Source organism: Serratia sp. Sp408 (genome assembly GCF_057180665.1).
The window spans coordinates 89,391-115,621 of record NZ_JBXUFT010000005.1 but is presented as its reverse complement, the minus strand read 5'-3'; the positions used below and the strand labels follow the sequence as shown (position 1 = coordinate 115,621).

The following is a 26,231-nucleotide window of genomic DNA, read 5'->3' as shown; positions in this document are numbered from 1 at the left end:
TATGTCGCAAGCTGCCCTGAATGCGCGCGAACGCGAGGTTGAAAATAACCCGCGTCGCAGCAACGGAAGCCAATTGGCAGGGATCGTTTTCCTGCTGATGGTGTTGGGAACGGTCCTGTGGAGCGGCTGGGCGGTGATTGGCTGGATGAAAGACGCCAGTCGCCTGCCGCTCTCAAGGCTGGTGGTAACCGGCGAACGCCATTACACCACCAACGATGATATTCGCCAGGCTATTCTGGCACTGGGATCGCCAGGCACGTTCATGACGCAGGATGTCGATGTCATCCAGCAGCAGATTGAGCGGTTGCCGTGGATTAAGCAGGCCAGCGTGCGCAAGCAATGGCCGGATGAGCTGAAAATCCATTTGGTGGAATATGTCCCGGTGGCGCGTTGGAATGATTTGCACATGGTGGATGCCGAGGGCAAATCGTTCAGCGTGCCGGCAGCACGTGTCGGCAAGCAAAAATTGCCGTTGCTCTATGGTCCGGAAGGGAGCGAACAAGACGTCCTGGAAGGGTATCGGACCATGAGCAATGCGTTGGCGACCGGCAAGTTTACGCTGAAGATGGCGTCGATGACGGCGCGTCACTCTTGGCAACTGGCGTTGGATAACGATGTCCGGCTGGAACTGGGGCGTGACGACCGCGCGGGGCGCCTGCAACGCTTTATCGAGCTGTATCCGGTACTGGAGCAACAGGGCCAGGCGGAAGGCAAGCGTGTCAGTTATGTCGACCTGCGTTATGACGCAGGTGCATCGGTGGGTTGGTCCCCGTTGCCGATAGACTCGCAGGCAGGCGATGCGGCGGCACGTCAACAGCAAAACAGTAATCAGCAACAAAATCAGGCACAGGCAAAACAACAATGATCAAGTCGACGGACAGAAAACTGGTAGTTGGACTGGAGATCGGTACGGCGAAAGTCGCCGCATTGGTAGGGGAAGTTCTGCCCGATGGCATGGTCAACATTATCGGGGTGGGCAGCTGTCCGTCCCGGGGTATGGATAAGGGCGGCGTTAACGACCTGGAGTCGGTAGTGAAGTGCGTACAGCGCGCTATCGATCAGGCCGAGCTGATGGCTGACTGCCAGATTTCTTCGGTCTACCTCGCATTATCGGGCAAACATATCAGTTGCCAGAACGAAATAGGGATGGTTCCTATTTCAGAAGAGGAAGTGACCCAGGAGGATGTGGAGAACGTCGTCCATACCGCCAAGTCGGTGCGTGTGCGCGATGAGCATCGCGTTCTGCATGTGATTCCTCAGGAATATGCCATCGACTATCAGGAAGGCATCAAAAACCCGGTGGGGTTGTCCGGCGTGCGTATGCAAGCCAAGGTGCACCTGATTACCTGCCATAACGACATGGCAAAAAACATTGTCAAAGCGGTTGAACGTTGCGGTCTGAAAGTTGACCAACTCATTTTCGCCGGTCTGGCCGCCAGCTATGCGGTACTGACCGAAGATGAACGCGAACTCGGCGTTTGCGTGGTGGATATCGGTGGCGGCACCATGGACATGGCGGTGTATACCGGTGGCGCGCTGCGCCATACCAAGGTTATCCCGTATGCCGGCAACGTGGTCACCAGCGATATCGCCTACGCCTTCGGCACGCCGCCGACGGATGCAGAAGCAATTAAAGTTCGACACGGTTGTGCGCTTGGGTCGATTGTTAGCAAGGATGAGAGTGTAGAGGTGCCTAGCGTCGGGGGACGTCCTCCGCGTAGTCTGCAAAGACAGACACTGGCTGAAGTCATTGAGCCACGCTACGCCGAACTGTTGAATCTGGTTAACGATGAAATTTTGCAATTGCAGGAGCAACTGCGTCAGCAAGGGGTGAAGCACCATCTGGCAGCGGGTATTGTGCTGACCGGCGGTGCCGCCCAGATTGATGGCCTGGCAGCCTGTGCGCAACGGGTGTTCCACACCCAGGTACGCATCGGCCAACCCTTGAACATCACGGGTCTGACGGATTATGCGCAGGAGCCTTACTACTCAACGGCGGTAGGTCTGCTGCACTATGGAAAAGAGTCTCACCTCAGCGGTGAGTCAGAAGTAGAAAAACGCGCCTCGGTGGGCAATTGGTTTAAACGTATCAATAGCTGGCTGAGAAAAGAGTTTTAATGTTTCAACTAAGAGATCATGCTGAGTAATCTTTTTATGATCTCGCAGCGACAGGCACAAAACGGAGAGAAACTATGTTTGAACCAATGGAACTAACCAATGACGCGGTGATTAAAGTCATCGGCGTCGGCGGTGGCGGCGGTAACGCCGTTGAACACATGGTGCGTGAGCGCATCGAAGGTGTTGAATTCTTTGCCGTTAATACAGACGCTCAGGCGCTTCGTAAAACGGCAGTTGGCCAAACCATCCAGATTGGTAGCGGTATTACCAAAGGTCTGGGTGCAGGCGCGAACCCCGAAGTGGGTCGCAATTCGGCGGAAGAAGACCGTGAAGCCCTGCGCGCCGCTCTGGAAGGTGCAGACATGGTCTTCATCGCAGCCGGTATGGGCGGCGGTACCGGTACCGGTGCTGCACCTGTGGTGGCCGAAGTTGCCAAGGATCTGGGGATCCTGACAGTAGCCGTGGTTACCAAGCCTTTCAATTTTGAAGGCAAGAAACGCATGGCGTTCGCTGAGCAGGGTATCGCCGAACTGTCCAAGCACGTGGACTCACTGATCACCATCCCGAACGACAAGCTGTTGAAAGTACTGGGACGCGGTATTTCTCTGCTGGACGCCTTTGGTGCGGCCAACGACGTGCTGAAAGGCGCGGTGCAGGGCATTGCCGAACTGATCACCCGTCCGGGCCTGATGAACGTCGACTTCGCCGACGTGCGCACCGTGATGTCCGAAATGGGCTACGCGATGATGGGTTCTGGCGTTGCCTGCGGTGAAGACCGTGCTGAAGAAGCCGCTGAAATGGCCATCTCCAGCCCGCTGCTGGAAGATATCGATCTGTCCGGCGCGCGCGGCGTTCTGGTTAACATTACCGCCGGCTTCGACCTGCGTCTGGATGAGTTCGAAACCGTGGGTAACACCATCCGTGCGTTTGCTTCCGACAATGCGACCGTAGTAATCGGTACCTCACTGGATCCGGAAATGAACGACGAACTGCGTGTCACCGTAGTGGCTACCGGTATTGGCATGGACAAACGTCCTGAAATCACCCTGGTGACCAACAAGCAGGTCAGCCAGCCAGTGATGGATCACCGTTACCAGCAGCACGGTATGGCTCCGCTGCAACAGGAAGTGAAGCCTGCTGCCAAGGTGGTTAACGATCAGAACGCGCAACCGAATAAAGAGCCTGACTATCTGGATATCCCGGCCTTCCTGCGCAAGCAGGCAGACTAAGAATTTCCTGATAATTTGGAATCTCCGCTCTTTGTGCTAAACTGTCCCGCCGGCCTTGCTGTATGCTTGGCTGGTAGGATGGATAACATTGCGAGATAAAACGATGATCAAACAAAGGACATTAAAACGTATTGTTCAGGCGACTGGTGTCGGTTTGCATACCGGCAAGAAAGTCACGCTGACCATGCGCCCAGCGCCGGCTAATACCGGGGTCATCTATCGTCGCACTGACTTGAATCCACCGGTTGATTTTCCGGCTGATGCAAAATCCGTGCGTGATACCATGCTCTGTACTTGTCTGGTGAACGAGCATGACGTGCGTATTTCTACCGTTGAGCATCTTAATGCCGCACTGGCTGGGCTTGGCATCGACAACATCATTATTGAAGTTGACGCCGCCGAAATCCCAATCATGGACGGTAGCGCCAGTCCGTTCGTCTTCCTGTTGCTGGATGCCGGCATCGAAGAACTGAACTCAGCGAAGAAATTCCTGCGTCTGAAAGACACAGTGCGTGTTGAAGATGGCGATAAATGGGCCGAGCTGTCCCCGCATAACGGGTTCCGCCTGGACTTTACCATTGATTTCAACCACCCGGCGATTGATGCCAGCACCCAGCGCTACCGCCTGGATTTTTCTGCCGACTCGTTCGTGCGTCAAATCAGCCGTGCGCGTACCTTCGGGTTTATGCGTGATATCGAATATCTGCAATCCCGTGGCCTGGCCCTGGGCGGCAGCTTCGATTGCGCCATCGTGGTCGACGATTACCGTGTGCTGAACGAAGACGGTCTGCGTTTTGAAGACGAATTCGTGCGCCACAAAATGCTGGACGCCATCGGCGACCTGTTTATGTGCGGTCATAACATCATTGGCGCGTTTACCGCGTACAAGTCTGGCCACGCATTGAATAACAAATTGCTGCAGGCCGTCTTGGCCAAACAGGAAGCGTGGGAATTCGTCACCTTCCAGGACGAAGCCGAAATGCCATTGGCATTCAAGGCACCGTCCACCGTATTGGCATAAGCCTGTACCCGAGAACGTCGAGCGCATCACGGCGGCGCAGTGCGGCCAACAGGCCGAGCTAAACGCAAGCTCACCCTCCCGAGTCATCTGCTCAGGCAAACGACCGGGATGGGCTGAACCGCGCGCCTGCGATGCGGCTTGAAGCGTAACGGGTAGATATCGCTGGTTATTTGTCACGACTGGTAGCGTTGGCACCCTCTCCGGCCATCGATGCCAGTCGTTCCAGCGTCTTGCGCAATTTTTCCGGGCTGCGACTGGCCAATCCCCTCAATTGTTCCGCACTTTCCACGCTTAGCGTGCGCATTGGCGCATCTGTCTGACCGTTCGCCGGCGTTTTATCCGTCTTCTGCTGCAGATTAGCGCTTTTCGCCATCAACGCAGGATTAATCCTGATGTCGATCGATGACAATGATGGTAGAATTTGCGCTCTTAGTGCTGATAACAAGTTAGGCTGTTCGTAGCGCAAGCGCATCATCCAACTGGCATTTGCCGTTTCCAGCACTAAAATACCCTGTCTGAAGTTCGCGACGCGGCACCAGGGGTGCAGTTGAGCAGGCAATAAGCCCTTGACCGCACGATTCAGCTTCAGCAGCGCTACGGCGCGCTGTTGTACATTGTGCAACGGCCCCTTATCTGCTGCGGACGCTTCGTCGAACAGGACATCTAATAATTGTGGACGGCTATCGCGCATAATGGGCTCCGGCGGATTATAAACTTGTGATCGGTATTCTAAATCGTTGGCGACAATTTGGCAGACGTTATTTTTGGCCTCATCTCCTGCTAGGGATGGTAGCGGCCACGCTTGGCGTACCGCAAAATCTGTCGGGCAACGCCGAACAGGCCGCCTTGCCGAGTACCTCGTCCAGCCTTAACCGGCAAAATTCCGCAGCCAACGCCTTTAACAGTCTGGCTTTGTTGCAAGATGCGCCCCGTCGCCCGACCTTTAGCGTCGACTATTGGCAGCAGCATGCGCTACGTACCGTCATTCGTCACCTCTCTTTTGCCCTGGCACCGCAGGTAGTTTATGCCCGGGTACAGGAAAGCGAGGTTGAAGCCGCCGAACCGCCACTGCAGGTGGAACGACTGGCGCTGCTGTCAACGCTGAACGCGTTGCTGACGCATGAGCCGAAGCCGCCGACCATCATTCGTGATACCCATCATTCTGTCCATCCTTCTTTGGCGCAGCATCAGGCGGGGCTATGGCTCGCGCAGGTGCAGGGCATTCGCGCCGGGCCGACGCTTCGCAGCTGATTCTCGCCCTCTGGGCACCGATACCAACAAAATAACAGCAAGTCGATCGCCTGTCTGGGCGGTCATGACAGAGATATCAAATATTATGTTAGCTAAATTATTGACCAAAGTTTTTGGTAGCCGTAACGATCGTACACTGCGCCGTATGCGCAAAGTGGTTGAGCAAATCAACCGTCTGGAACCGGACATGGAAAAACTGTCCGATGACGAGCTGAAAGCCAAAACCAACGAATTCCGCGAACGCCTGAAGAAAGGCGAAGTATTGGAGTCGCTGATCCCTGAAGCCTTCGCCGTAGTGCGTGAAGCGAGCAAGCGCGTATTCGGCATGCGTCACTTCGACGTCCAGCTGCTGGGCGGTATCGTCCTGAACGACCGCTGCATCGCCGAGATGCGGACCGGTGAAGGTAAAACCCTGACTGCAACACTGCCTGCCTACCTGAATGCCCTGAGCGGCCGCGGCGTGCACGTGGTAACCGTCAACGACTATCTGGCGCAGCGCGATGCCGAAAACAACCGTCCGCTGTTCGAGTTCCTCGGTCTGAGCATCGGTATCAACCTGCCGGGCATGCCGGCGCCGGCCAAGCGTGAAGCCTACGCCGCAGACATCACCTACGGCACCAACAACGAATACGGCTTCGACTATCTGCGTGACAACATGGCGTTCAGCCCTGAAGAACGTGTACAGCGCAAGCTGCATTATGCGCTGGTGGATGAGGTTGACTCGATCCTGATCGACGAAGCGCGTACGCCGCTGATCATCTCCGGCCCGGCGGAAGACAGCTCGGAAATGTACATCAAGGTTAACAAGCTGATTCCAAAACTTATTCGCCAGGAAAAAGAAGACTCTGACAGCTTCCAGGGCGAAGGCCACTTTTCGGTGGACGAAAAGGCGCGCCAGGTTCACCTGACCGAGCGTGGACTGATCCTGATCGAAGAAATGCTGGTCGACGCCGGCATTATGGAAGAGGGTGAATCCCTGTATTCACCGACCAACATCATGCTGATGCACCACGTCACCGCCGCCCTGCGTGCCCACGTGCTGTTTACCCGTGACGTTGACTACATCGTGAAAGACGGCGAAGTGATTATCGTCGATGAGCACACCGGTCGTACCATGCAGGGACGTCGCTGGTCGGACGGCTTGCACCAGGCGGTCGAGGCGAAAGAAGGCGTAGAGATTCAGAACGAAAACCAGACCCTGGCTTCGATCACCTTCCAGAACTATTTCCGCCTGTATGAAAAACTGGCCGGCATGACCGGTACCGCCGATACCGAAGCGTTTGAATTCAGCTCGATTTACAAGCTGGATACCATCGTGGTGCCGACCAACCGTCCAATGCTGCGCAAGGACATGCCGGATCTGGTGTACATGACCGAGCTCGAGAAAATCGGTGCAATCATTGAAGATATCCGTGAACGCACGGCGAATGGTCAGCCGGTGCTGGTGGGGACCATCTCGATCGAAAAGTCGGAAGTGATTTCCCGCGAGCTGGCGAAGGCTAACATTGACCACAAGGTATTGAACGCCAAATTCCACGCCATGGAAGCGGACATCGTGGCACAGGCTGGTCAGCCTGGCGCGGTAACCATCGCTACCAACATGGCCGGTCGCGGTACCGACATCGTGCTGGGCGGCAGCTGGCAGACAGAAATTGCCAAGCTGGAAGCGCCAACCGAAGAGCAGATTGCCGCTATCAAACAGGAATGGCAACTGCGTCACGACGCGGTGCTGGCATCCGGCGGTCTGCACATCATCGGTACCGAGCGCCACGAATCTCGCCGTATCGATAACCAGCTGCGCGGTCGTTCCGGCCGTCAGGGTGATGCCGGTTCATCACGCTTCTATCTGTCGATGGAAGATGCGTTGATGCGTATTTTTGCCTCCGATCGCGTTTCCAACATGATGCGCAAACTGGGGATGAAAGAGGGCGAAGCGATTGAACACCCGTGGGTGACCAAGGCCATCGCCAACGCACAGCGTAAAGTGGAAAGCCGTAACTTCGACATCCGTAAGCAATTGTTGGAATACGATGATGTGGCCAACGATCAGCGCCGCGCGATTTACAGCCAGCGTAATGAACTGCTTGACGTGTCCGACGTCAGCGAAACCATTGCCAGCATCCGTGAAGACGTGTTTAAGGCCACCATCGATAACTACATTCCGCCGCAGTCGCTGGAAGAAATGTGGGACGTACAGGGCCTTGAAGAGCGCCTGAAAAACGATTTTGATCTGGATATGCCGATTGCGGAATGGCTGGACAAAGAACCGCAGCTGCACGAAGAAACGCTGCGCGAGCGCATTCTGGACAACGCAAAAGAAGAGTATCAGCGCAAAGAAGAGGTTGTGGGCAGCGAGATGATGCGCAACTTCGAAAAAGGCGTGATGCTGCAAACGCTGGATTCCCTGTGGAAAGAGCATTTGGCAGCGATGGATTACCTGCGTCAGGGCATCCACCTGCGCGGCTATGCGCAAAAGGATCCGAAGCAGGAATACAAGCGTGAATCGTTCGCCATGTTTGCCGCAATGCTTGAGTCGCTGAAGTATGAAGTGATTAGCGTGCTGAGCAAGGTTCAGGTACGGATGCCGGAAGAAGTGGAAGCGCTGGAGCAACAGCGCCGTGAAGAAGCGGAACGTCTGGCGCAGCAGCAACAGCTGAGCCATAAAGATGAGAATTCGCTGGTAACGGAAGATCCGAACGCGCCGGCCAGCGCCGAGCGCAAGGTAGGACGTAACGATCCTTGCCCGTGCGGTTCAGGTAAGAAATACAAGCAGTGTCACGGCCGTTTGCAAAAGTAAGCTGCGGTGCAGCTTGATTAACCCGTTGGGGCCGGCATGTCCGGCCCCAGCTGTATCCGGCGCTGCCGTCAGATGGGCTGCAATATCACGCCGCTATCAAGGAGTTTGCGATGAAACATGTCAACATCGCCGTGGGCATCATCCGTAATGCTCAACAGGAAATCTTTATCACCCGCCGTGCGGCAGATGCGCACATGGCCGGATTCTGGGAGTTCCCAGGCGGTAAAATTGAACAGGGGGAAACGCCGCAGCAGGCGTTGACCCGAGAATTGCTGGAAGAGACCGGAATCAAGACCGAAGGCGCCGAACTGCTGGAGGTGCTGGAGCACCAATTTACCGATCGTATCGTGACGCTGAATTTCTATCTGGTGGAAAGCTGGCAGGGTGAACCGTTTGGTCGAGAGGGGCAACCGATGCGCTGGGTCAGGCAGGCAGATTTGCAGGCGGACGAGTTTCCGCCGGCCAACCTCACCATCGTACAACGGCTGGTAGCACTGGCCAACGCGGCACAATAATCATTACGGCCTGCATCAGCAGGCCGTTTAAACAATGTTAGCAGCGCTTCCACTGGACTGGGTGCCCGCCAGTGGTGCTGTTGGTGCACGCGTCGTTAATCCCGATCGCGCTGTTCTTCAGACCATTCATCACTTTCGTTCAAATCACCGTTGCTGGGAATGCGCTTTTCTTCATCGGCCCATTCGCCAAGATCGATCAGCTGGCAGCGTTTGCTGCAAAACGGACGATACGGGCTGACTTCGCCCCATACCACGCCTTTGCCACAGGTTGGGCATTTTACTACGGTAGTCATCTTGCTTCCTTAGCCTTGGTTAATGCCAAAGGCCTTTTTATTCAAAAACTAACAACACGCCAAATCAAATGTCAGACGCTCGGGAACCTGGCCGTGCTCACTGTCCAGCGGTAAAAAACGGATCGCATAACGCGTCTTGTGGCCGGAGATCTGCGGATACAGCTGATGCGCCAGATCGATGCGCAAACGCAGCAGATCGGCACCTTCGGCATTATCCTGATAGAAGCCGTTCAGGCTGATCTGGTTGCGGAACGGCTCGGTCTGACGGATCAGGCTCAGGATCATGGTCAGCGCCTGATGCAACGGCTCCAGGGTTTGCAGCCACTGTGCGACGTCGTCATCACGCTCATGTTGCGCGGCGTGCATCCACATATGCAGCGTCGGCAAATCAAAGCTGCAACAGCCGCCAGGAATACTCAGCCGTTGCCGCACCAGGGCGATCAGGCGGTCTTCGCGTAATGCCTGACCCATGCGCGGCGCGGACATCAACTGGCTTGAGCGTTGTTTCAACTGATTGCGCAGTTGATCGACCCGCGTCATGTCGACGCCCGGTACGTCGGCCCATTGCAGCAGTTTCTGCTGCTGGCGCTCCAGTTCTTTCAACAGTTCGGTACGAATTTCTCCGCGCTCCAGCACGTCCAGCAGATCGGAAATCGTGCGAAAGAAAGTCAGGGCGATAGCGGTTTCGCTCAGCGCTCGCTGACCGTGCAACTGCTGTAATAAAAATTCAATGCGCAGCCAGGTACGCATTTTTTCGTTCAACGGGTGTTCAAAGAGAACGGTTGGAGAAGCGTCACTCATTCAGTTTAATCCTGTTGGGGCGCCGATGCTGCCAGTTCGAGGTAGCGGCGATGCAAGGCGGCGACGTGTGGCTCTATCCCTTGAGCGGTGCCGCTATTGTCAATAACGTCATCCGCCGCGGCCAGGCGCTGCTCGCGCGTTGCCTGGGCAGATAAAATGTTGTGCGCCTGCTGGCGGCTGATGCCGTCGCGGGCGATGGTCCTGGCCAACTGTGTTTCGCGATCGACATCGACCACCAGCACGCGGTCGGCGCGCGACTGGAGATGATTCTCGACCAGCAGCGGCACCACCCACAACGCGTACGGGTGGGTAGTCTGAGCCAGTTGCCGTTGAGTTTCCTGCTGGATCAGCGGATGCAGCAGTTGATTAAGCCAGGCCTTTTCGTCCGGCTGGCTAAAGATGCGTTCACGCAGCGTCGCGCGGTCAAGCGTGCCGTCCGGCTGCAATATTTCCTTACCAAAATGCGCGGCGATGGCGGCCAATGCCGGCGTATCGGGCTGTACTACCTGGCGGGCGATCACGTCGGCATCAACGATTGGCGCGCCATGGCGCGCGAAGGCGTCAGCCACGGTGGACTTACCGCTGCCAATACCGCCGGTCAACGCAACTATGTAGGTCATGGTCTGTGGATGCACCCGAAATTCATAAAAAAATAATAGACGAATCATAAAGCGATCGCACAGAAGTGCAAGTTGACGCACGCACTCTGTTGTCACGGTCACGCAAGACCGGGAGTTTTGCTTACGGCAGGAAAAGTGAGCGCAGCATCACACTGCATTTGCATGGGTAAATTTCTGTGATTGTAGCGTAAATAAAGATGAAATCGCAGTCTTGCCGCGTGTTTATTCCGGCGTATGATAACTCCACTGGAACTGGCACTAAAAGATTCGATCACCACCCTGCGATCCGTCGCCATAAACCAGGAAATCAGTTGTCATGCGTATTGAAGAAGATTTGAAGTTGGGTTTTAAAGATGTACTGATCCGCCCTAAGCGCTCCACGCTGAAAAGCCGCTCTGAGGTTGAACTGGCCCGCCAGTTCGCATTCAAACACTCCGGTTGTAAATGGTCAGGCGTACCGATCATCGCCGCCAATATGGACACGGTGGGCACCTTCCGCATGGCTGAAGCCCTGGCTTCTTTTGACGTCCTCACCGCGGTGCATAAACACTATTCCGTTGAACAATGGGCTGAATTTGTTCAGCGCGTTCCCGAAGCCACATTGCGCCATGTGATGGTATCTACCGGCACTTCTGACGCCGACTTTGTGAAAATGAAGCAGATCCTGGCACTGTCTCCGGCGTTGAAATTCATCTGCATCGACGTAGCCAATGGCTACTCCGAGCATTTTGTCGCCTTCCTGCAAAAAGCGCGCGAAGCCTGCCCGCAACACGTCATCTGTGCCGGCAACGTGGTTACCGGTGAAATGGTCGAAGAGCTGATCCTGTCTGGTGCGGATATCGTCAAGGTTGGCATCGGTCCTGGCTCCGTCTGTACCACGCGGGTGAAAACCGGCGTCGGCTATCCACAGCTGTCGGCGGTGATTGAATGCGCGGATGCTGCGCACGGTCTGGGCGGACAAATCGTTAGCGACGGTGGCTGTTCGGTGCCGGGAGATGTGGCAAAAGCCTTTGGCGGCGGTGCCGATTTCGTCATGTTGGGCGGTATGTTGGCCGGTCATGACGAATGCGAAGGTAGCGTGGTGGAAGAAAACGGCGAGAAATTCATGCTGTTCTACGGCATGAGCTCAGAATCGGCAATGAAGCGCCACGTGGGCGGCGTCGCCGAGTACCGCGCGGCGGAAGGAAAGACGGTCAAGCTGCCGTTGCGCGGCGAGGTGGAGTTCACCATTCGCGACATCCTTGGCGGGTTGCGCTCGGCCTGTACCTACGTAGGGGCAGAACGCCTGAAAGAGCTGACCAAGCGCACTACCTTTATTCGCGTGGCGGAGCAGGAAAACCGCGTTTTCGGCGCCAAGTAACCGATGTGCCTCACCCCCGCAGCCGCGGGGGTTTTGCCAGTTAACCCAGCACGTTTCCCAACTGAAAGATCGGCAGATACATGGCGATCACCAAGCCGCCGACAATAGCGCCCACCGTCAGCATCAATACCGGCTCCAGCGTTTGCGCCAAAGTATCCGCCAGCTCGTGTGTCTGTTGTTCATGCCACTGTGCCAATTTTCCCAACAGGGTGTCCAGCGTGCCGGACGCTTCACCAACCCGAACCAATTGTTGGCAAAGAGCCGGGAACAGCGGCTGCTCCCCCAGTGCGCGGTGGAAAGACACCCCCTGCGCCAGTTGCTGCTGGATGCTCTCCAACGCCTGGCGAAAAAACGGATTGTCTACCGCCAACCGTGCCGCATTCAGCCCGTCAACCAGCGTTAATCCTGCCAACTGGGTCATATTCAGCGTGCGGAATATCTGGCTCAGGCAGCCGCCAGCGATCAGACGTGCAATCAGCGGTAACCGCAGCAGCAGCCGTTGCTCTCGCCGCTGCCAGTCAGAGCGGGGATGCAAATAGCGCCAGTAGCCCGCGACTACGCCGGCGGTTATCGTCAACAGATAAGGCCCGACATCAATCAATAGGCTGGACAACGCCAGTAACCCCTGGGTAAACCACGGCAGCGGGGCATCAAACGATTGGTAAACCTTGGCAAATTCGGGGAGCACCATCACCAGCATCACGATGCTGACCAGCAATGCCACCGTGCAGACAAATAGCGGGTAGCGCAGCGCGGCGACCACTTTTTTCTGCAATTTTTGCTGTTGATCCTGCTGCTGCGCCAATTGCCAACAACAGCGATCGAGGTTGCCGGTCAGTTCGCCAATGGCAATCAGCTGTCGGTATACCTGCGGAAAAATCTGTGGGTAATCGGCGATCGCTTCGGAAAATGGCTGACCTTGCGCGACCAGCGCGCCGAGATCGGCCAACAGGCAGCGCCACGCGGCGCACGGATGCTCCTGAGCCAGTAATTGCAGCGTATTGACCAGCGGGAGTCCGGCCTGTAGCAGGGTGGCCAACTGCCGGGTGAACTGGATTAACGCCTCACCACGCCATTGGCGAGCGCCGATCCGTTTACCTCCGCCGACGCGACAGGGTTGCAAGCCCTGTTCAATCAGCCAGAGATAAACCTGTGGCTTTGCCTCGACCAGTACGGCGCCCTGGCGAAGCTCACCTTGTGCATCAACGGCTTGCCAACGGAATAGCCGCCGGGCCTTCATCGCTGTCGCTCCTGGTTGCTGCCAATTACCCGGTACACTTCTTCCAGCGAGGTCACTCCCTGCGTCGCCAGCGCCAGGCCGGCTTGCAGCAGCGAATGCTGCCCCTGTTGACGGGCAATGGCAGCCAACTGGCTGGCGGCCAGATTTTGCAGCAGCCCTTGTTGCACCTCCGGCGTGATATACAGCAGTTCATAAATGCCGATCCGGCCGTAGTAGCCGCCAAAGCAGTGTTCGCAGCCCTCCGCGCGCCAGGGGACTAGCGGTTCGGGCCAGATGTCCGGCGGGAAGCGTTGCGGCTCGGCGAGCAGATAGCGGCAATGTACGCACAGCCGGCGCACCAGCCGCTGTGCGATGACCAACTTGAGGCTGGCGGCCAGCAGGTAGCCGGCCACCCCCATGTGAGTCAAGCGCGTCAAGGTTTCGCTGGTGGAGTTGGTATGCAGCGTCGACAGCACCAGATGTCCAGTCTGTGCCGCCTTGACGGCGATCTCTGCCGTTTCCGCGTCGCGGATCTCGCCGATCATGATCACGTCCGGATCCTGCCGCAGCAATGCGCGCAATACCCGCGCAAAGCCTAGATCGGTTTTCGCGTTGATCTGGGTCTGGTTGATGCCGAATACCGGGATCTCGATTGGATCTTCGACGCTGCACAAATTGCTCTGTTGATCGTTCAACTGCCGCAGGCCGCTGTACAGCGTGACGGTTTTGCCGCTGCCGGTCGGGCCGGTGACCAGGATCAGACCCTGAGGGTTGGCAAGCGCGCCGGCAAAGCGATCGCGATCGGCCGGACTCATGCCCAACTGTTCCAGCGACAGCTCCTGCCGGTCGGTTTGCAAGATGCGTAAAACCACTTTTTCGCCGTACAGCGTCGGCAGAGTGGAAATGCGCATCGAATAGCTGGCGTGATCCAACTGTACGCCGAGCTGCCCGTCCTGTGGCAAGCGGCGTTCTGCGATATCCAGTTGTCCCATGATCTTCAGCCGTGCGATCACCCGTGCTGCCAGCGCGAAGGGCGGCGAAACCACGGCCTGCAGCACGCCGTCGATGCGCAGGCGTACGCGCAGTTGGTGTTGATAAGGTTCAAAGTGCACATCGGAGGCCCGGCGCTGGATCGCGCTGCGCAATGTCAGATTGATAAAGCGCACCGCTGGCGCATCGCTGTCATCATTTAGCGAGGGCGTGGCGTCATCGCTGGCGATGCGTTGCGTTGACGATGCCACATTCTGCTGTTGATTGCGCGCCTGCTCCAGACGCGCCAGCGGCCATTGCTCGACCACCACCTGCTTGCCACTGGCCAGGCGCAGCGCCTGCAACAGCAAGGTCGGTAGATCGCCATTCAAGGCGATGGTCAGCCGCGTCTCATCCTGGCTCAGCGCCAGCGCCTGGTAGCGTTGACACAGCACCTGGATTTCATCGCTGATGTCGCGGCCCGTCATGCCTCTTGAGCCGTATCATCGAAGCGGAACACGTCCTGGCATATCTGTTTCAACGCGTCGCTGTCGCCGCTGCACCGGCGGGTCCAGCGCGTCAGTCCGACGTTATTTTGCTCTGGCGTCAGCGCCACCGTCAGGCCTTGCAGCGTTTGGCTGCCGGTAAGGACGATCGCACCTTGCTGTACCTGAACATTGCTGACATAGCGGGATGCCGCGCCTTCTGGAATACCTTTGCTGCCGGCATTGCAGCTGCTCGGGTTGCCGTGGTCCAGCAGGCAAAGCTCGACCGCCATTTTATACGGGGCCATCGCTTGCAACATGTCGGTCATGGCGGCCTTCTGGACATAACGCTGATAGGCGGGGACGCCGATAGCGCTGAGAATGGCGATGATGGCGATCACGACCATCAGTTCGATCAGGGTAAATCCACGTTGGCTGTCCATTGATTGCTTGCTCCTTATGAATAAGGCAGCAACGGTAATACCTGGAATGACGTCGGGCGAGGGGCGGTTGGTCAGGTTGCGCGCCGTTTCGACAAAAAGACTGGCTGTTGCAGCGAGCGGCATGATTTATGCGGCATGCAGCGCAATCTGACTTGGTAGACAGGTCTCCCGCCTGATGCGGGAGACGGTAAGATGAGGGCGTTAATTAAAGCGCATGGACAGATCGAGTGCGGTAACATGCTTGGTGAGCGCGCCAACCGAAATATAGTCGACGCCGGTTTCAGCATATTCACGCAGAGTTTCATGGGTGACATTACCGGAGACTTCCAATTGGGCACGCTGCTGGGTCAGGGCAACCGCCTGGCGCATCATGTCGACGCTGAAATTGTCCAGCATGACGATATCGGCCCCGGCTTCCAACGCCTGCTGCAGTTCGTCCAGCGATTCCACTTCCACCTCTACCGGCACATCGTCGTGTAGCCAGAAGGCTTGCTCCACCGCGTTTTTGATCGAGCCGGCGGCGATGATATGGTTTTCCTTGATCAGAAACGCATCGGACAGCCCCAAACGGTGATTGCCGCCGCCGCCGCACAGCACCGCATATTTCAAGGCGGTACGCAGGCCTGGCAGCGTCTTGCGGGTATCCAGCAGACGGGTGCGGGTGCCAGCCAGCAGAGCGACATAACGGCTGACTTCACTGGCGACGCCGGACAGGGTCTGCACAAAGTTCAGCGCGGTGCGTTCGCCGGTCAGCAAAATGCGGGCCGGGCCGTGCAAACGGCACAGCGGCTGGTTGGGGATCAGCGCATCGCCGTCGGCGACCAGCCATTCAACCTGGATCTGATTGCCCAATTGGATAAAGACTTCGTTCAGCCAGCGTTGCCCGCAAAAAACGCCGGCTTCGCGAGTGATGATAGTGGCCTGCGCCTGTTTGTCGGCCGGCAGCAACTGGGCGGTAATATCACGATCCGCATTCACTTCACCTCCCAGATCTTCCCGCAGCGCCTGGGCTACGGCATAGGGAATGTCATGCTCAATTCGTGTAAGAAGCTCGCTGCGGCGGCTGTCGGCACTGTAGCGACGTGTCGGCATAGGTGACTCCGAAAAGGGGACTTAGGAAGAAGTTGAAACATGCTACTCTGTTGCAAAGATAAGTACCACCGGCAGAGCGGGTCGCTGTTACTGAAATATGAATCAGGTATTATCCGCTATCGGCAGCAAGAATTATCTGGCATCTGTGGAGCAACGCAGTTTAGCCCTGGCACCCGGCTGGGCGTGATAATAAGGGAGAAACATAGCTAATGACGCTGTTTACGCTGTTACTGGTTCTGGCATGGGAACGCCTGTTCAAACTGGGCGAACACTGGCAGTTGGATCACCGGCTGGAGGTGGTGTTTCATCGACTGCAGCGCTTCTCGCTGGTGCAAACGCTGGCTCTGGTGCTCGGCTGGATGGTGGTGGTCGGCGCACTTTTGTGGCTGTCGCAGGGGCTGTTCTTCGGCGTGCTTACGCTGGCACTGTGGGTGATTATCAGCCTGCTGTGCGTAGGGGCCGGTATCAAACGCAAGCACTACCGTGCCTATCTGAAGGCGGCGCGGCAGGGCGACGCCCATGCCAGCGATCAACTGGCGGAAGAGTTGGCGCTGATCCACGGGCTACCGGTGGATTGCAGTGAAGCAGATCGGTTGCGCGAATTGCAGAATGCGCTGCTGTGGATCAACTACCGTTATTACCTGGCGCCGTTGTTCTGGTTTGTGGTCAGCGGGCCTTATGGGCCGATTGCGTTGGCCGGTTATGCCTTTCTGCGTGCCTATCAGACCTGGCTGGCGCGTCACAATACACCGCTGGAACGTTCGCGCTCCGGCATCGACAGCGTGCTGCATTGGCTGGACTGGATCCCGGTACGCCTGGTGGGCGTGGCGTATGCGCTGATCGGCCATGGTGAAAAGGCGCTGCCGGCCTGGTTTGCCTCGTTGGGCGATCGCCGCACCTCGCAGTATCAGGTGCTGACTCGTCTGGCGCAGTTCTCTTTGGCGCGCGAGCCACATACCGATCCGGTACAAACGCCACGTGCTGCGGTGACGCTGGCGCGTAAAGTTACCATGGTAGTGGTGGTGGTGGTGGCGCTGCTGACGATTTACGGCACCTTGCTGTAAACAAAAAACGGGCGCATAAGGCGCCCGTTATCCTTTTTAGCTGACGCGCTTACAGTTTGGCGAAGCAGCGGCGTGCCGCATCGATGGTGCGCTGAATATCTTCCTTGCTGTGTGCCACCGACATAAAACCGGCTTCGAAGGCCGACGGCGCCAGATAAATCCCTTCATCCAGCATCAGGTGGAAGAAACGCTTAAAGCGTTCCACATCGCACTGCATCACGTCCTGATAGCAGGTCACCGTGGTGGCGTCGGTAAAGAACAGGCCGAACATGCCGCCGACGTTGTTGACTACCAGCGGGATATTCTCCTCTTTGGCGGCGTGCAGCAGGCCCGTTGCCAGCATTTCTGTCAGCTCGGTCAGCGTCTGGTGTACGCCCGGCTGGGCAACCAGATTCAGGCAGGCAAAGCCGGCGGCCATGGCGATCGGATTACCGGACAGCGTACCGGCCTGATAGACCGGGCCGGTCGGCGCCAGCGCCGCCATCACTTCGCGACGGCCGCCGAACGCCCCTACCGGCATACCGCCACCGATGATTTTGCCCAGGCAGGTCAGATCCGGTTCCACCTGATAGTAGGCCTGTGCCCCAGCCAGCGCCACGCGGAAACCGGTCATCACTTCGTCGATGATCAGCAGTGCGCCGTATTTGTCACACAGCGCGCGCAGGCCGGGCAGGAATTCGGGCAGCGGCGGCACGCAGTTCATGTTGCCGGCAACCGGTTCAACGATGATGCAGGCGATCTCTGACGGGTACTGTTCGAACGCGCTGCGCACCGAATCCAGATCGTTATAGGTGCAGGTCAGGGTGTGCTTGGCGAAATCTGCCGGCACGCCCGGAGAGTTGGGCTGACCCAGCGTCAGCGCGCCGGAACCGGCTTTTACCAGCAGGCAGTCGGCGTGGCCGTGGTAACAGCCTTCAAACTTGACGATCTTGTCACGGTTGGTATAGCCGCGAGCCAGGCGAATGGCACTCATGGTGGCTTCGGTGCCGGAGTTCACCATGCGCACCATATCCATGGTCGGTACCAGTTCGGTCACCAGTTCGGCCATTTTGACTTCCATCTCGGTCGGTGCGCCGAAGCTCAGACCGCGTTCGGCCGCTTCGATAACCGCGTTGCGGATGGCCGGGTGATTATGTCCCAGCACCATCGGGCCCCAGGAACCGACATAATCGATATAGGCTTTGCCATCGGCATCAAACAGATAAGCGCCGTCGGCACGCTCGATAAACAGCGGTACACCGCCTACACCGGTGAATGCACGCACCGGAGAGTTAACCCCACCCGGGATCAACTGTTGCGCCTGTGCATACAGACTTTCGGACTTGCTGTGCAAGCTCATAAATCGGCTCCTGGAAGTTTCATTAAATTAATTTGACCGGCATATTCTAGAGAAGTGTGCGCCGTTATGAAACGATCACAGTCAGATACCTATTTCGCCGGGCGGCAAGCGTCAGTCTGCGCTAGAATGACCCGCTCGCTATTTGTATTACTTATCTTGCCAATAATAAATAACTCATGATGACTGATTTACAAAAGCAACCTCCGCGGGTGCGTTTTGCGCACCTGAAGCCCAGCGACCGGGTGCGCCAATTTATGCGTCGCGACAAAACGCCGGTGGCGATACTGGTGATGGCGGCGCTGGTGGGCACCCTGGCCGGTCTGCTGGGCGTCGCGTTTGAGAAAGCCGTGGATTGGGTTCAGCAGCAACGGCTCTCCGGTCTGGCCTATGTTGCCAATTACTGGTTTCTGGTCTGGCCGCTGGCGTTTCTTTTCTCCGCAGCGCTGGCGGTGCTTGGCTATTACCTGGTGCGACGCTTTGCACCGGAAGCCGGCGGATCCGGCATTCCTGAAATCGAAGGTGCGCTGGAAGAGTTACGGCCGGTGCGCTGGTGGCGAGTGATTCCGGTGAAATTCATCGGCGGCATGGGCACGCTGGGGGCTGGCATGGTGCTCGGGCGCGAAGGGCCAACGGTACAGATGGGCGGCAACGTCGGGCGTATGGTGCTGGATATTTTCCGCATTCGCGGCGCGGAAGCGCGCCATTCTCTGTTGGCCACCGGCGCGGCTGCCGGGCTTTCCGCCGCGTTCAACGCGCCATTGGCCGGCATTCTGTTCATTATCGAAGAGATGCGACCGCAGTTTCGTTATAACCTGATTTCGATAAAAGCGGTGTTTATCGGCGTGATCATGTCGGCGGTGGTGTTCCAGATTTTCAATGGGCAACACTCGGTGATTGAGGTGGGCAAATTGTCTTCGGCACCCACCAATACCCTGTGGCTGTATCTGGTGCTCGGCGCGGTATTCGGTGCGGTTGGCGTGATGTTTAACCGCTTGATATTTCGCACTCAGGATATGTTTGCACGTATTCACGGCGGCAACATGCGCAAGATCCTGCTGATCGGCGGTCTACTCGGCGGCATGTGCGGCATTCTCGGCCTGATCCAGCCGCAGGCGGCGGGCGGCGGTTTTGGCCTGATACCGATTGCTGCGGCGGGCAATTACACCGTCGGCATGCTGATGTTCATTTTTATTGCGCGCGTTGTAACCACCCTGTTGTGCTTTGCCTCCGGCGCGCCTGGCGGCATTTTTGCGCCGATGCTGGCGTTGGGCACCTTGTTCGGTACCGCATTTGGCTTGGCCAGCGGGCATTTATTTCCGCAGTACGGCCTTGAAGCCGGTACCTTCGCCATTGCCGGAATGGGCGCGCTGTTTGCCGCCACGGTACGTGCACCGCTGACCGGCATCGTGCTGGTGCTGGAAATGACCGACAATTATCAGTTGATATTACCAATGATTATAACCTGCCTCGGCGCGACGCTGGTGGCGCAATTACTCGGTGGTAAGCCCTTGTATTCTTCACTGTTGGCCCGCACGTTAGAAAAGCAGGAAGCGCAGCAGACCCAGGCCACGGCCGATAAAACAGGTAAAGAAGATGCAACAAATGCGGCGAATACTTGAACGCAACACTCAGGTATTGGATAATCGTTAATATTAATCAGGCTGCCATCGTCGCGACCTGAGGCTGAACAATGTTGGGAGTAACGAGTATGAGCGATGAAACGGCACTGCCCCTGCAATTTACCGAGGCGGCAGCAAAGAAGGTGAAATTCCTGATTGCTGATGAAGAAAACCCGGACCTGAAGTTGCGGGTTTACATTACCGGCGGTGGGTGCAGCGGATTCCAATACGGCTTCACTTTCGACGACAAGATCAACGAAGGCGACATGACCATTGAGAAACAGGGCGTAGCGCTGGTGGTTGATCCAATGAGTCTGCAATATCTGGTCGGCGGGTCGGTGGACTATACCGAAGGGCTGGAAGGTTCACGTTTTGTGGTCACCAACCCGAATGCCAAAACCACCTGCGGTTGCGGTTCTTCATTCAGCATCTGATGCACTGCATGGCCAAAACCCGCTAACGGAGCACCGTTGGCGGGTTTTTTATTGCCTATTGTTCGAGGATAAAGGCCGGCAGTTTCAGGTGCCAGCGAATCGCCGCCAGCCGGATTATCAGCGTAATGGCCATACCGAGCATCATTGCCTGCTGGAGTGGCATGCCAAAGCTGTAATAGGCGGTTGCATGGATGATGCCGCCGATAATGCAGGCGGTGGCGTAAATTTCGGTGCGCAGGATCATCGGGATTTCCCGAGCCAGCACATCGCGAATGATACCGCCGCCAACGCCGGTAATCACCCCCATGCAGATGGCCACCAGTGGTCCACTACCGGCGGCAAAGGCTTTATTGACGCCGATGCCGACAAACACCGCCAGTCCGACGGCGTCCAGCACCGGCAGGATCCATTTCGGCAAACGGCGCGGCTGTCGCACCAGCAGCAGCGTCAGTACGCAGGTGACCATCGCCACCACCAGATCGGTGGGATCCTGCACCCAGAACACCGGCCCGTTGGCCAGCGCCATATCGCGGATAGTGCCGCCACCGACCGCGGTGACCACCCCCAGCACCAGAACGCCGAACGGATCCATGCGTAATTTGCCCGCCAGCAGTACGCCTGAAATGGCAAATACCGCGGTGCCCAGAATATCCAGCCAGAACACCAGCATCAGCGGATCTCCGCCAGTTGGCTACACAGCTGCTGCGCCGCCAGCATAATGCGCGGCCCGGCGCGGTTGAACCAGTCCTCGTTCAGCGCAATCACCGGCACCTGCAGTTGCGGAGCCCAAAACGCCTTGACGCTGGCGACCTGTCTGGCGCCGCCGGTTATGACGACCGCCTGCGGTTTGCGCGCCAGTACCTGTTCGCGACTGATTTGCGGCCAGGGCATGCGGCTGTCGGCGAACAGATTTTCAGCGCCGCACAGCGACAGTACCTGGCTTTGCAGCGTAGCGCCCGAACTGGTGAACAGCGGTTGAGTGCCGAACTGCAACAGGACGCGGCGCGGCTGGTTGCTGGCATAACGGGCTTTCAGTTGTGCGGTTTGCCGACGAATCAGTTCTGCCGCCTGGTGTGCCTGCAGCGGATGTGGGCTGTAACGAGCCAGGTCGTCCAGCGACTGGGCTATGTCGTCGATATTTTTCGCATCGGCATAAAAAATCGGGATGCCGAAAGACGCCAACTGATCCAGAACCCGCTGCGGGTTGCCGCCGCGCCAGGCCAGGATCAGATCCGGCTTCAATGCCAACACCCGCTCGAGATTGATCCCCTGCCAGGAGGCTACCTGTTCCAGCTTTTTGGCCTGTGGGGGATAATCGGAAAAGGCACTGACTGCCAGCAGGCTATCCCCCATGCCTGCGGCGTAGGCCAGCTCGGTGGTATTCGGCGCCAGACTGATGACGCGTTGCGCCGCCGATGCCGGCAATACCAGTGCCAGCGCCAGCAGCCACGGAAAGAAAGAGCCGCGTCGCTTCACATTAACCGCGTTTGGCCAGCGTCTGCAGCATCGCATTGACCATCAGCGAGGACTGCTTGGCCGCGACCACCAGAAACTCGTCGAAGCTCATGTGCGATTCGCTGTCAGCGACGTCGGAAATGGCGCGAACGACGACGAACGGCGTGTTGAACTGGTGGCAAACATGGCCAATGGCCGCCGCTTCCATCTCCACCGCCGCTACATTTGGGAAGGTGGCGCGAATGCGCGCCAGCGGCTCTGCGCCGTTGATAAAGGCGTCACCGCTGCAAATCAGGCCACGTACCGCATTGAGTTCCAGCTGTTTGATGCAGTTCTCTGCCAGCGCAATCAGCGCATCATTGGCAACGAAGGCCGCCGGGCAGCCGGCCATTTGGCCTGGTTGATAGCCAAAGGCAGTCACGTCGGCATCGTGATAGCGCACTTCTTCCGACACCACGATATCGCCTACTTTCAGCGTCGAGGCCAGGCCGCCGGCGGATCCGGTGTTGATCACCACGTCCGGTTGGCAATGTTCCAGCAGCAAAGTGGTACCCAGCGCCGCCGCAACTTTACCGATGCCAGACTTCAGGAGCGCCACCTCGACGCCGCCGATCTGGCCGGTATAGATTTCACAGCCCGCGCGTTGAATCGTCTGGCGGTTTTCAATTTGTTCGCGCAGCAGGGTCACTTCTTGTTCCATGGCGCCGATGATGCCTACTTTCATAAATAATACTCGCTGATTGGGTGTGAGAATTGCGCATAGTCTATCATGGCTCTGAAAGAGAGATAATCCGTTGCATCCGCCGTTGGGAATTGTTATCACGGGGGTAATGCGCCAAGGGGAGAGAACCAGATGTCCGGGATCGACTTTAAACAGAAAATCAGCTTCCAGCGGCCGTTCAGTAAACCGATCGAAGCCGAGGAAGAATACGATATCATTCGTCAGTTCGAGAGCGATCGCGGGCGGATCGTCAATTCGGCAGCGATCCGCCGATTGCAGCAAAAAACCCAGGTTTTCCCGCTGGAGCGCAATGCCGCGGTGCGCAGTCGTCTGACCCATTCGATGGAGGTGCAGCAGGTTGGGCGACATATTGCCAAAGAGATCCTCAACCGTTTCAAGCAGGAGCAACGCATCGATCGGCTCGGCCTGACCCGCCTGCTCGATCCGTTTGAAAGCATCGTGGAAATGGCCTGCCTGATGCATGACATCGGCAATCCGCCGTTTGGCCATTTTGGCGAGTCGGCGATTAACGACTGGTTCAGCCAGCGCCTGGATCCTGCCAGCTGCGGCAGCCAGCCGAGCAGTCAGGATCGCTGCTCGGTTGAGGTATTGCGTCTGCATGAGGGGGAAAGCGATCTTAACCGCCTGCGCAGCCGCATTCGTCACGATCTCAGTCATTTCGAGGGTAATGCCCAGGCTATTCGACTGGTGTATACCCTGCTGAAATTGAACCTGACCTACGCGCAGGTGGGCTGTATATTAAAATATACCCGTCCGGCATATTGGGCGGATGATATTCCAGCCAGTCACAGTTATTTGATGAAGAAGCCCGGTTTTTATCTGGCGGAAGAGGCCTTTGTCGATCGGCTGCGTCGAGAATTGAATATGGGGGAGTTCGATCGTTTCCCATTGACCTATATTATGGAAGCCGCCGACGATATTTCTTATTGCGTTGCCGACCTGGAAGACGCGGTAGAAAAAAATATCTTTACCGTTGAGCAACTTTATCTGCATCTGACCCAGGAATGGGGCGTGGTCACCCCGGGCGATCTGTTTGATAAAACCGTTGCCAGCGCCTTCCGTAAAATCGACCGCGGTGGCGCGCGGCGCAGCGCCGAAGATCAGTTCTTCATGTATTTGCGAGTATTTACCGTGGCGCGCCTGGTGCCGCATGCTGCGCAACGCTTTATCGACAACCTGGAGGCGGTCTATCAGGGCAATTTCAATCAGGCGTTACTGGAGGATTCCAGCCCGGCATACCAGCTGTTGAAGATTTTCAAGAACGTGGCGTTCAAGCACGTGTTCAATCACCCGGAAGTGGAACAGCTGGAACTGCAGGGCTACCGCGTCATCAGCGGCCTGCTGGATATCTACAGTCCGTTGCTGGCGATGCCGTTGGCGGACTTCAGCCGTCTGGTGCAAGATGACAGCCACCGTGATTACCCGATTGAAACGCGGCTGTTTCACAAATTGTCGACCAAACACCGACTGGCCTATCAGGAAGCGGTGGAAGGGCTGCAGCATTTATCGCAGGAACAGTTGGCGATCCGCGAGTATTATTTCCGCGCGCGTTTAATGCAGGATTATATCAGTGGCATGACCGATCTTTATGCCTATGACGAATACCGTCGGTTAATGGCAGCGGAATAATTCTGCAGGTTGACGACTCTATTTCCCGCCGGGCGAAATTCGGCGGGCATGCTGTTTGGAGTTTTGTAAAGATGCCCAATATTTATTTACCATTATCAACAAACTACGCTGGAACTTCGCGCTATTAATAGGTTCTCATTAAACACAACAAAAAGTTATCCCAATAATTTTAAAGAGACACACAGATGAAAAAAACAGCATTAGTTCTGAGCGCTTTGGCATTCAGCATTGGTATGGCGATGGGCCCGGTAACGGCCAGCGCCGCAGAGACCGCATCGGCAAGCACGCCTTCGCAGCAATTGCCGAGCCTGGCGCCGATGTTGGAAAAGGTCATGCCGTCGGTGGTGAGCATTAACGTTGAAGGCAGCACTGCCGTTAATACGCCGCGCATGCCACAGCAGTTCCAGCAATTCTTCGGTGAAGATTCGCCGTTCTGCCAGGACGGTTCGCCGTTCCAGGGTTCGCCGATGTGTCAGGGCGGGCAAGGTGGGCCGGGCGATCAGGGCGCCAAACAGAAGTTCCAGGCGCTGGGCGCCGGCGTGGTGATTGATGCGGCTAAAGGCTACGTCGTTACCAATAACCACGTGGTGGATAACGCCAGCAAGATCCAGGTGCAGTTAAGCGATGGCCGACGTTTCGACGCCAAGATGATCGGTAAGGATCCGCGTTCCGACATCGCGCTGATTCAATTGAAAGACTTCAAGAATCTGACTGCGATCAAAATGGCGGATTCCGACAAGCTGCGGGTGGGCGATTATACCGTGGCGATCGGTAACCCGTACGGGCTGGGTGAAACCGCCACTTCCGGTATCGTGTCGGCGTTGGGTCGTAGCGGCCTCAACATTGAAAATTACGAAAACTTTATTCAGACCGATGCGGCGATCAACCGCGGCAACTCCGGCGGTGCGTTGGTCAACCTGAACGGCGAACTGATCGGCATCAATACCGCGATCCTGGCGCCGGACGGCGGGAATATCGGCATCGGCTTTGCCATCCCCAGTAACATGGTTAAAAACCTGACGGCGCAAATGGTGGAATATGGCCAGGTGAAACGCGGCGAGCTGGGTATCATGGGCACGGAACTGAATTCTGAGCTGGCGAAAGCGATGAAGGTCGACGCCCAGCGCGGCGCCTTTATCAGTCAGGTATTGCCAAAATCTGCCGCTGCGAAGGCGGGTATCAAAGCCGGCGATGTGATTGTTACGCTTAACGGCAAGGCGATTTCCAGTTTTGCCTCCTTCCGTGCCGAAGTCGGTACGCTGCCGGTTGGCAGCAAACTGGCGCTGGGTCTGATCCGCGACGGCAAACCGGTAACGGTGGACGTGACGCTGGAACAGAGCAAACAGACGCAGGTCGATTCCGGCAACATCTATACCGGCATTGAAGGGGCCGAACTGAGCAATACCCAGGCGGGCAGTCAGAAAGGCGTTAAAGTGGACAGCGTCAAGCCTGGCAGCGCCGCGGCGCGTATCGGTCTGAAAAAAGGTGATGTGATCCTCGGGGTTAACCAACAACCGATCCAGAACCTGGGCGAGCTGCGTAAAATTCTCGACAGCAAGCCGCCAGTGTTGGCGCTGAACGTTCAGCGCGGTGATAGTACGCTGTATCTGCTGATGCAGTAATCACCACGGTTTATGCTGATAAAGGCACGCATTCTGCGTGCCTTTTTTTATGCCTTAAAATTGTGAAGCTCACCACAACTCCCGCTGCTGCCAAAACGCTTTGGGCATATGCAC

At 57.0% G+C, this 26,231-nt stretch carries 25 protein-coding genes; 13 read left to right on the top strand and 12 right to left on the bottom strand.

The genetic code is table 11. The features are described from left to right. The first annotated feature begins 1 nt into the window (after window position 1). The 4 genes from ftsQ (at window position 2) to lpxC (ending at window position 4,368) form a co-directional block, all read left to right on the top strand. Entirely contained in the window at window positions 2-865 is an 864-nt protein-coding gene (ftsQ, locus tag AC2AXP_RS15970; RefSeq protein WP_004955370.1) for a cell division protein FtsQ, read from the top strand. Beyond that, window positions 862-2,118 (top strand): cell division protein FtsA, encoded by a 1,257-nt coding sequence (gene ftsA / locus AC2AXP_RS15965; protein ID WP_004955369.1) that lies wholly within the window; start codon window positions 862-864, stop codon window positions 2,116-2,118. Before ftsQ ends, ftsA begins: the two co-directional genes overlap by 4 nt. A gap of 74 nt (window positions 2,119-2,192) precedes the next feature. Then, window positions 2,193-3,347 carry a cell division protein FtsZ gene (gene ftsZ / locus AC2AXP_RS15960; RefSeq protein WP_004955368.1) on the top strand — a complete coding sequence of 385 codons (1,155 nt, stop codon included), beginning with the start codon at window positions 2,193-2,195 and terminating at the stop codon, window positions 3,345-3,347. Window positions 3,348-3,450: 103 nt separating this feature from the next. Beyond that, window positions 3,451-4,368 carry a UDP-3-O-acyl-N-acetylglucosamine deacetylase gene (gene lpxC, locus AC2AXP_RS15955; RefSeq protein WP_004955367.1) on the top strand — a complete coding sequence of 306 codons (918 nt, stop codon included), beginning with the start codon at window positions 3,451-3,453 and terminating at the stop codon, window positions 4,366-4,368. Between the two features lie 166 nt (window positions 4,369-4,534). Here the strand turns inward: lpxC and AC2AXP_RS15950 are convergent, their stop codons facing one another. Then, the gene (locus AC2AXP_RS15950) at window positions 4,535-5,059 is read right to left on the bottom strand and encodes a DUF721 domain-containing protein (RefSeq protein ID WP_004955366.1); all 525 of its coding nucleotides are present in this window, start codon (window positions 5,057-5,059) and stop codon (window positions 4,535-4,537) included. 26 nt (window positions 5,060-5,085) lie between these two features. Between AC2AXP_RS15950 and secM the strand changes: the two genes are divergently transcribed. From secM to mutT, 3 genes are all read left to right on the top strand, one after another. Beyond that, complete coding sequence (secM, locus tag AC2AXP_RS15945; RefSeq protein WP_039991158.1) at window positions 5,086-5,619, top strand: secA translation cis-regulator SecM; 534 nt, start codon at window positions 5,086-5,088, stop codon at window positions 5,617-5,619. An 85-nt stretch (window positions 5,620-5,704) separates the two neighbouring features. Beyond that, complete coding sequence (secA, locus tag AC2AXP_RS15940; RefSeq protein ID WP_039991157.1) at window positions 5,705-8,416, top strand: preprotein translocase subunit SecA; 2,712 nt, start codon at window positions 5,705-5,707, stop codon at window positions 8,414-8,416. A 110-nt stretch (window positions 8,417-8,526) separates the two neighbouring features. Continuing rightward, entirely contained in the window at window positions 8,527-8,931 is a 405-nt protein-coding gene (gene mutT, locus AC2AXP_RS15935) for an 8-oxo-dGTP diphosphatase MutT (protein WP_004955363.1), read from the top strand. Window positions 8,932-9,026: 95 nt separating this feature from the next. On the opposite strand, the gene yacG is transcribed toward mutT, so the two are convergent. The 3 genes from yacG to coaE are packed head-to-tail and all read right to left on the bottom strand — an operon-like array spanning window position 9,027 to window position 10,645. After that, window positions 9,027-9,224 carry a DNA gyrase inhibitor YacG gene (gene yacG, locus AC2AXP_RS15930; RefSeq protein ID WP_004955361.1) on the bottom strand — a complete coding sequence of 66 codons (198 nt, stop codon included), beginning with the start codon at window positions 9,222-9,224 and terminating at the stop codon, window positions 9,027-9,029. A gap of 48 nt (window positions 9,225-9,272) precedes the next feature. Continuing rightward, window positions 9,273-10,025, bottom strand: a complete 753-nt coding sequence (gene zapD / locus AC2AXP_RS15925; RefSeq protein WP_198773281.1) for a cell division protein ZapD — start codon at window positions 10,023-10,025, stop codon at window positions 9,273-9,275. A gap of 5 nt (window positions 10,026-10,030) precedes the next feature. Continuing rightward, window positions 10,031-10,645 carry a dephospho-CoA kinase gene (gene coaE / locus AC2AXP_RS15920; protein WP_039992424.1) on the bottom strand — a complete coding sequence of 205 codons (615 nt, stop codon included), beginning with the start codon at window positions 10,643-10,645 and terminating at the stop codon, window positions 10,031-10,033. A 316-nt stretch (window positions 10,646-10,961) separates the two neighbouring features. On the opposite strand from coaE, the gene AC2AXP_RS15915 reads away from it, so the two are divergent. After that, a complete protein-coding gene (locus tag AC2AXP_RS15915; protein ID WP_004955353.1) occupies window positions 10,962-12,005 on the top strand; it encodes a GMP reductase in 1,044 nt (347 codons plus the stop codon). Window positions 12,006-12,045: 40 nt separating this feature from the next. Here the strand turns inward: AC2AXP_RS15915 and hofC are convergent, their stop codons facing one another. The 4 genes from hofC to nadC form a co-directional block, all read right to left on the bottom strand. Next, window positions 12,046-13,245, bottom strand: coding sequence for a protein transport protein HofC (gene hofC, locus AC2AXP_RS15910; protein WP_371901992.1), 1,200 nt, complete (start codon window positions 13,243-13,245; stop codon window positions 12,046-12,048). After that, window positions 13,242-14,681, bottom strand: a complete 1,440-nt coding sequence (gene gspE / locus AC2AXP_RS15905) for a type II secretion system protein GspE (protein WP_484381801.1) — start codon at window positions 14,679-14,681, stop codon at window positions 13,242-13,244. Before gspE ends, hofC begins: the two co-directional genes overlap by 4 nt. After that, window positions 14,678-15,121 (bottom strand): prepilin peptidase-dependent pilin, encoded by a 444-nt coding sequence (ppdD, locus tag AC2AXP_RS15900; RefSeq protein ID WP_484381800.1) that lies wholly within the window; start codon window positions 15,119-15,121, stop codon window positions 14,678-14,680. Before ppdD ends, gspE begins: the two co-directional genes overlap by 4 nt. A 201-nt stretch (window positions 15,122-15,322) precedes the next feature. Next, complete coding sequence (gene nadC, locus AC2AXP_RS15895; protein ID WP_273871075.1) at window positions 15,323-16,213, bottom strand: carboxylating nicotinate-nucleotide diphosphorylase; 891 nt, start codon at window positions 16,211-16,213, stop codon at window positions 15,323-15,325. 209 nt (window positions 16,214-16,422) lie between these two features. On the opposite strand from nadC, the gene ampE reads away from it, so the two are divergent. Then, complete coding sequence (ampE, locus tag AC2AXP_RS15890) at window positions 16,423-17,277, top strand: beta-lactamase regulator AmpE (protein WP_004955346.1); 855 nt, start codon at window positions 16,423-16,425, stop codon at window positions 17,275-17,277. A 49-nt stretch (window positions 17,278-17,326) separates the two neighbouring features. Here the strand turns inward: ampE and hemL are convergent, their stop codons facing one another. Then, window positions 17,327-18,616: a glutamate-1-semialdehyde 2,1-aminomutase gene (gene hemL, locus AC2AXP_RS15885; protein WP_004955345.1), complete on the bottom strand. Its 1,290-nt coding sequence runs from the start codon at window positions 18,614-18,616 to the stop codon at window positions 17,327-17,329. 179 nt (window positions 18,617-18,795) lie between these two features. Between hemL and clcA the strand changes: the two genes are divergently transcribed. Both clcA and erpA read left to right on the top strand, forming a co-directional pair. Continuing rightward, a complete protein-coding gene (gene clcA, locus AC2AXP_RS15880) occupies window positions 18,796-20,235 on the top strand; it encodes a H(+)/Cl(-) exchange transporter ClcA (RefSeq protein WP_039992422.1) in 1,440 nt (479 codons plus the stop codon). 89 nt (window positions 20,236-20,324) lie between these two features. Beyond that, on the top strand, window positions 20,325-20,669 hold the full coding sequence (erpA, locus tag AC2AXP_RS15875) for an iron-sulfur cluster insertion protein ErpA (protein ID WP_039991152.1): 345 nt from the start codon (window positions 20,325-20,327) through the stop codon (window positions 20,667-20,669). 55 nt (window positions 20,670-20,724) lie between these two features. Here the strand turns inward: erpA and AC2AXP_RS15870 are convergent, their stop codons facing one another. Genes AC2AXP_RS15870 through mtnN form a run of 3 tightly spaced genes read right to left on the bottom strand, consistent with a single transcriptional unit; the run spans window position 20,725 to window position 22,848 of the window. Continuing rightward, entirely contained in the window at window positions 20,725-21,339 is a 615-nt protein-coding gene (locus AC2AXP_RS15870; RefSeq protein ID WP_004955340.1) for a TRIC cation channel family protein, read from the bottom strand. Then, a complete protein-coding gene (gene btuF, locus AC2AXP_RS15865; protein WP_371901994.1) occupies window positions 21,339-22,181 on the bottom strand; it encodes a vitamin B12 ABC transporter substrate-binding protein BtuF in 843 nt (280 codons plus the stop codon). Before btuF ends, AC2AXP_RS15870 begins: the two co-directional genes overlap by 1 nt. Beyond that, window positions 22,147-22,848, bottom strand: coding sequence for a 5'-methylthioadenosine/S-adenosylhomocysteine nucleosidase (gene mtnN, locus AC2AXP_RS15860; RefSeq protein ID WP_039991149.1), 702 nt, complete (start codon window positions 22,846-22,848; stop codon window positions 22,147-22,149). The genes btuF and mtnN overlap by 35 nt, the downstream gene beginning before the upstream one ends. A 129-nt stretch (window positions 22,849-22,977) precedes the next feature. Between mtnN and dgt the strand changes: the two genes are divergently transcribed. Together dgt and degP are read left to right on the top strand one after the other, a co-directional pair. Beyond that, window positions 22,978-24,495: a dGTPase gene (gene dgt, locus AC2AXP_RS15855; RefSeq protein WP_273871063.1), complete on the top strand. Its 1,518-nt coding sequence runs from the start codon at window positions 22,978-22,980 to the stop codon at window positions 24,493-24,495. A gap of 185 nt (window positions 24,496-24,680) precedes the next feature. Further along, a complete protein-coding gene (degP, locus tag AC2AXP_RS15850) occupies window positions 24,681-26,117 on the top strand; it encodes a serine endoprotease DegP (protein ID WP_004955336.1) in 1,437 nt (478 codons plus the stop codon). Window positions 26,118-26,231 lie beyond the last annotated feature (114 nt).

Coding starts and splice junctions, on each gene's coding strand:
- ftsQ (WP_004955370.1), top strand. CDS start 2: ATGTCGCAAGCTGCCCTGAATGCGCGCGAACGCGAGGTTGAAAATAAC.
- ftsA (WP_004955369.1), top strand. CDS start 862: ATGATCAAGTCGACGGACAGAAAACTGGTAGTTGGACTGGAGATCGGT.
- ftsZ (WP_004955368.1), top strand. CDS start 2,193: ATGTTTGAACCAATGGAACTAACCAATGACGCGGTGATTAAAGTCATC.
- lpxC (WP_004955367.1), top strand. CDS start 3,451: ATGATCAAACAAAGGACATTAAAACGTATTGTTCAGGCGACTGGTGTC.
- AC2AXP_RS15950 (WP_004955366.1), bottom strand. CDS start 5,059: ATGCGCGATAGCCGTCCACAATTATTAGATGTCCTGTTCGACGAAGCG.
- secA (WP_039991157.1), top strand. CDS start 5,705: ATGTTAGCTAAATTATTGACCAAAGTTTTTGGTAGCCGTAACGATCGT.
- mutT (WP_004955363.1), top strand. CDS start 8,527: ATGAAACATGTCAACATCGCCGTGGGCATCATCCGTAATGCTCAACAG.
- yacG (WP_004955361.1), bottom strand. CDS start 9,224: ATGACTACCGTAGTAAAATGCCCAACCTGTGGCAAAGGCGTGGTATGG.
- zapD (WP_198773281.1), bottom strand. CDS start 10,025: ATGAGTGACGCTTCTCCAACCGTTCTCTTTGAACACCCGTTGAACGAA.
- coaE (WP_039992424.1), bottom strand. CDS start 10,645: ATGACCTACATAGTTGCGTTGACCGGCGGTATTGGCAGCGGTAAGTCC.
- AC2AXP_RS15915 (WP_004955353.1), top strand. CDS start 10,962: ATGCGTATTGAAGAAGATTTGAAGTTGGGTTTTAAAGATGTACTGATC.
- hofC (WP_371901992.1), bottom strand. CDS start 13,245: ATGAAGGCCCGGCGGCTATTCCGTTGGCAAGCCGTTGATGCACAAGGT.
- gspE (WP_484381801.1), bottom strand. CDS start 14,681: ATGACGGGCCGCGACATCAGCGATGAAATCCAGGTGCTGTGTCAACGC.
- ppdD (WP_484381800.1), bottom strand. CDS start 15,121: ATGGACAGCCAACGTGGATTTACCCTGATCGAACTGATGGTCGTGATC.
- nadC (WP_273871075.1), bottom strand. CDS start 16,213: ATGCCGACACGTCGCTACAGTGCCGACAGCCGCCGCAGCGAGCTTCTT.
- ampE (WP_004955346.1), top strand. CDS start 16,423: ATGACGCTGTTTACGCTGTTACTGGTTCTGGCATGGGAACGCCTGTTC.
- hemL (WP_004955345.1), bottom strand. CDS start 18,616: ATGAGCTTGCACAGCAAGTCCGAAAGTCTGTATGCACAGGCGCAACAG.
- clcA (WP_039992422.1), top strand. CDS start 18,796: ATGACTGATTTACAAAAGCAACCTCCGCGGGTGCGTTTTGCGCACCTG.
- erpA (WP_039991152.1), top strand. CDS start 20,325: ATGAGCGATGAAACGGCACTGCCCCTGCAATTTACCGAGGCGGCAGCA.
- AC2AXP_RS15870 (WP_004955340.1), bottom strand. CDS start 21,339: ATGCTGGTGTTCTGGCTGGATATTCTGGGCACCGCGGTATTTGCCATT.
- btuF (WP_371901994.1), bottom strand. CDS start 22,181: ATGCGATGCTGCAGACGCTGGCCAAACGCGGTTAATGTGAAGCGACGC.
- mtnN (WP_039991149.1), bottom strand. CDS start 22,848: ATGAAAGTAGGCATCATCGGCGCCATGGAACAAGAAGTGACCCTGCTG.
- dgt (WP_273871063.1), top strand. CDS start 22,978: ATGTCCGGGATCGACTTTAAACAGAAAATCAGCTTCCAGCGGCCGTTC.
- degP (WP_004955336.1), top strand. CDS start 24,681: ATGAAAAAAACAGCATTAGTTCTGAGCGCTTTGGCATTCAGCATTGGT.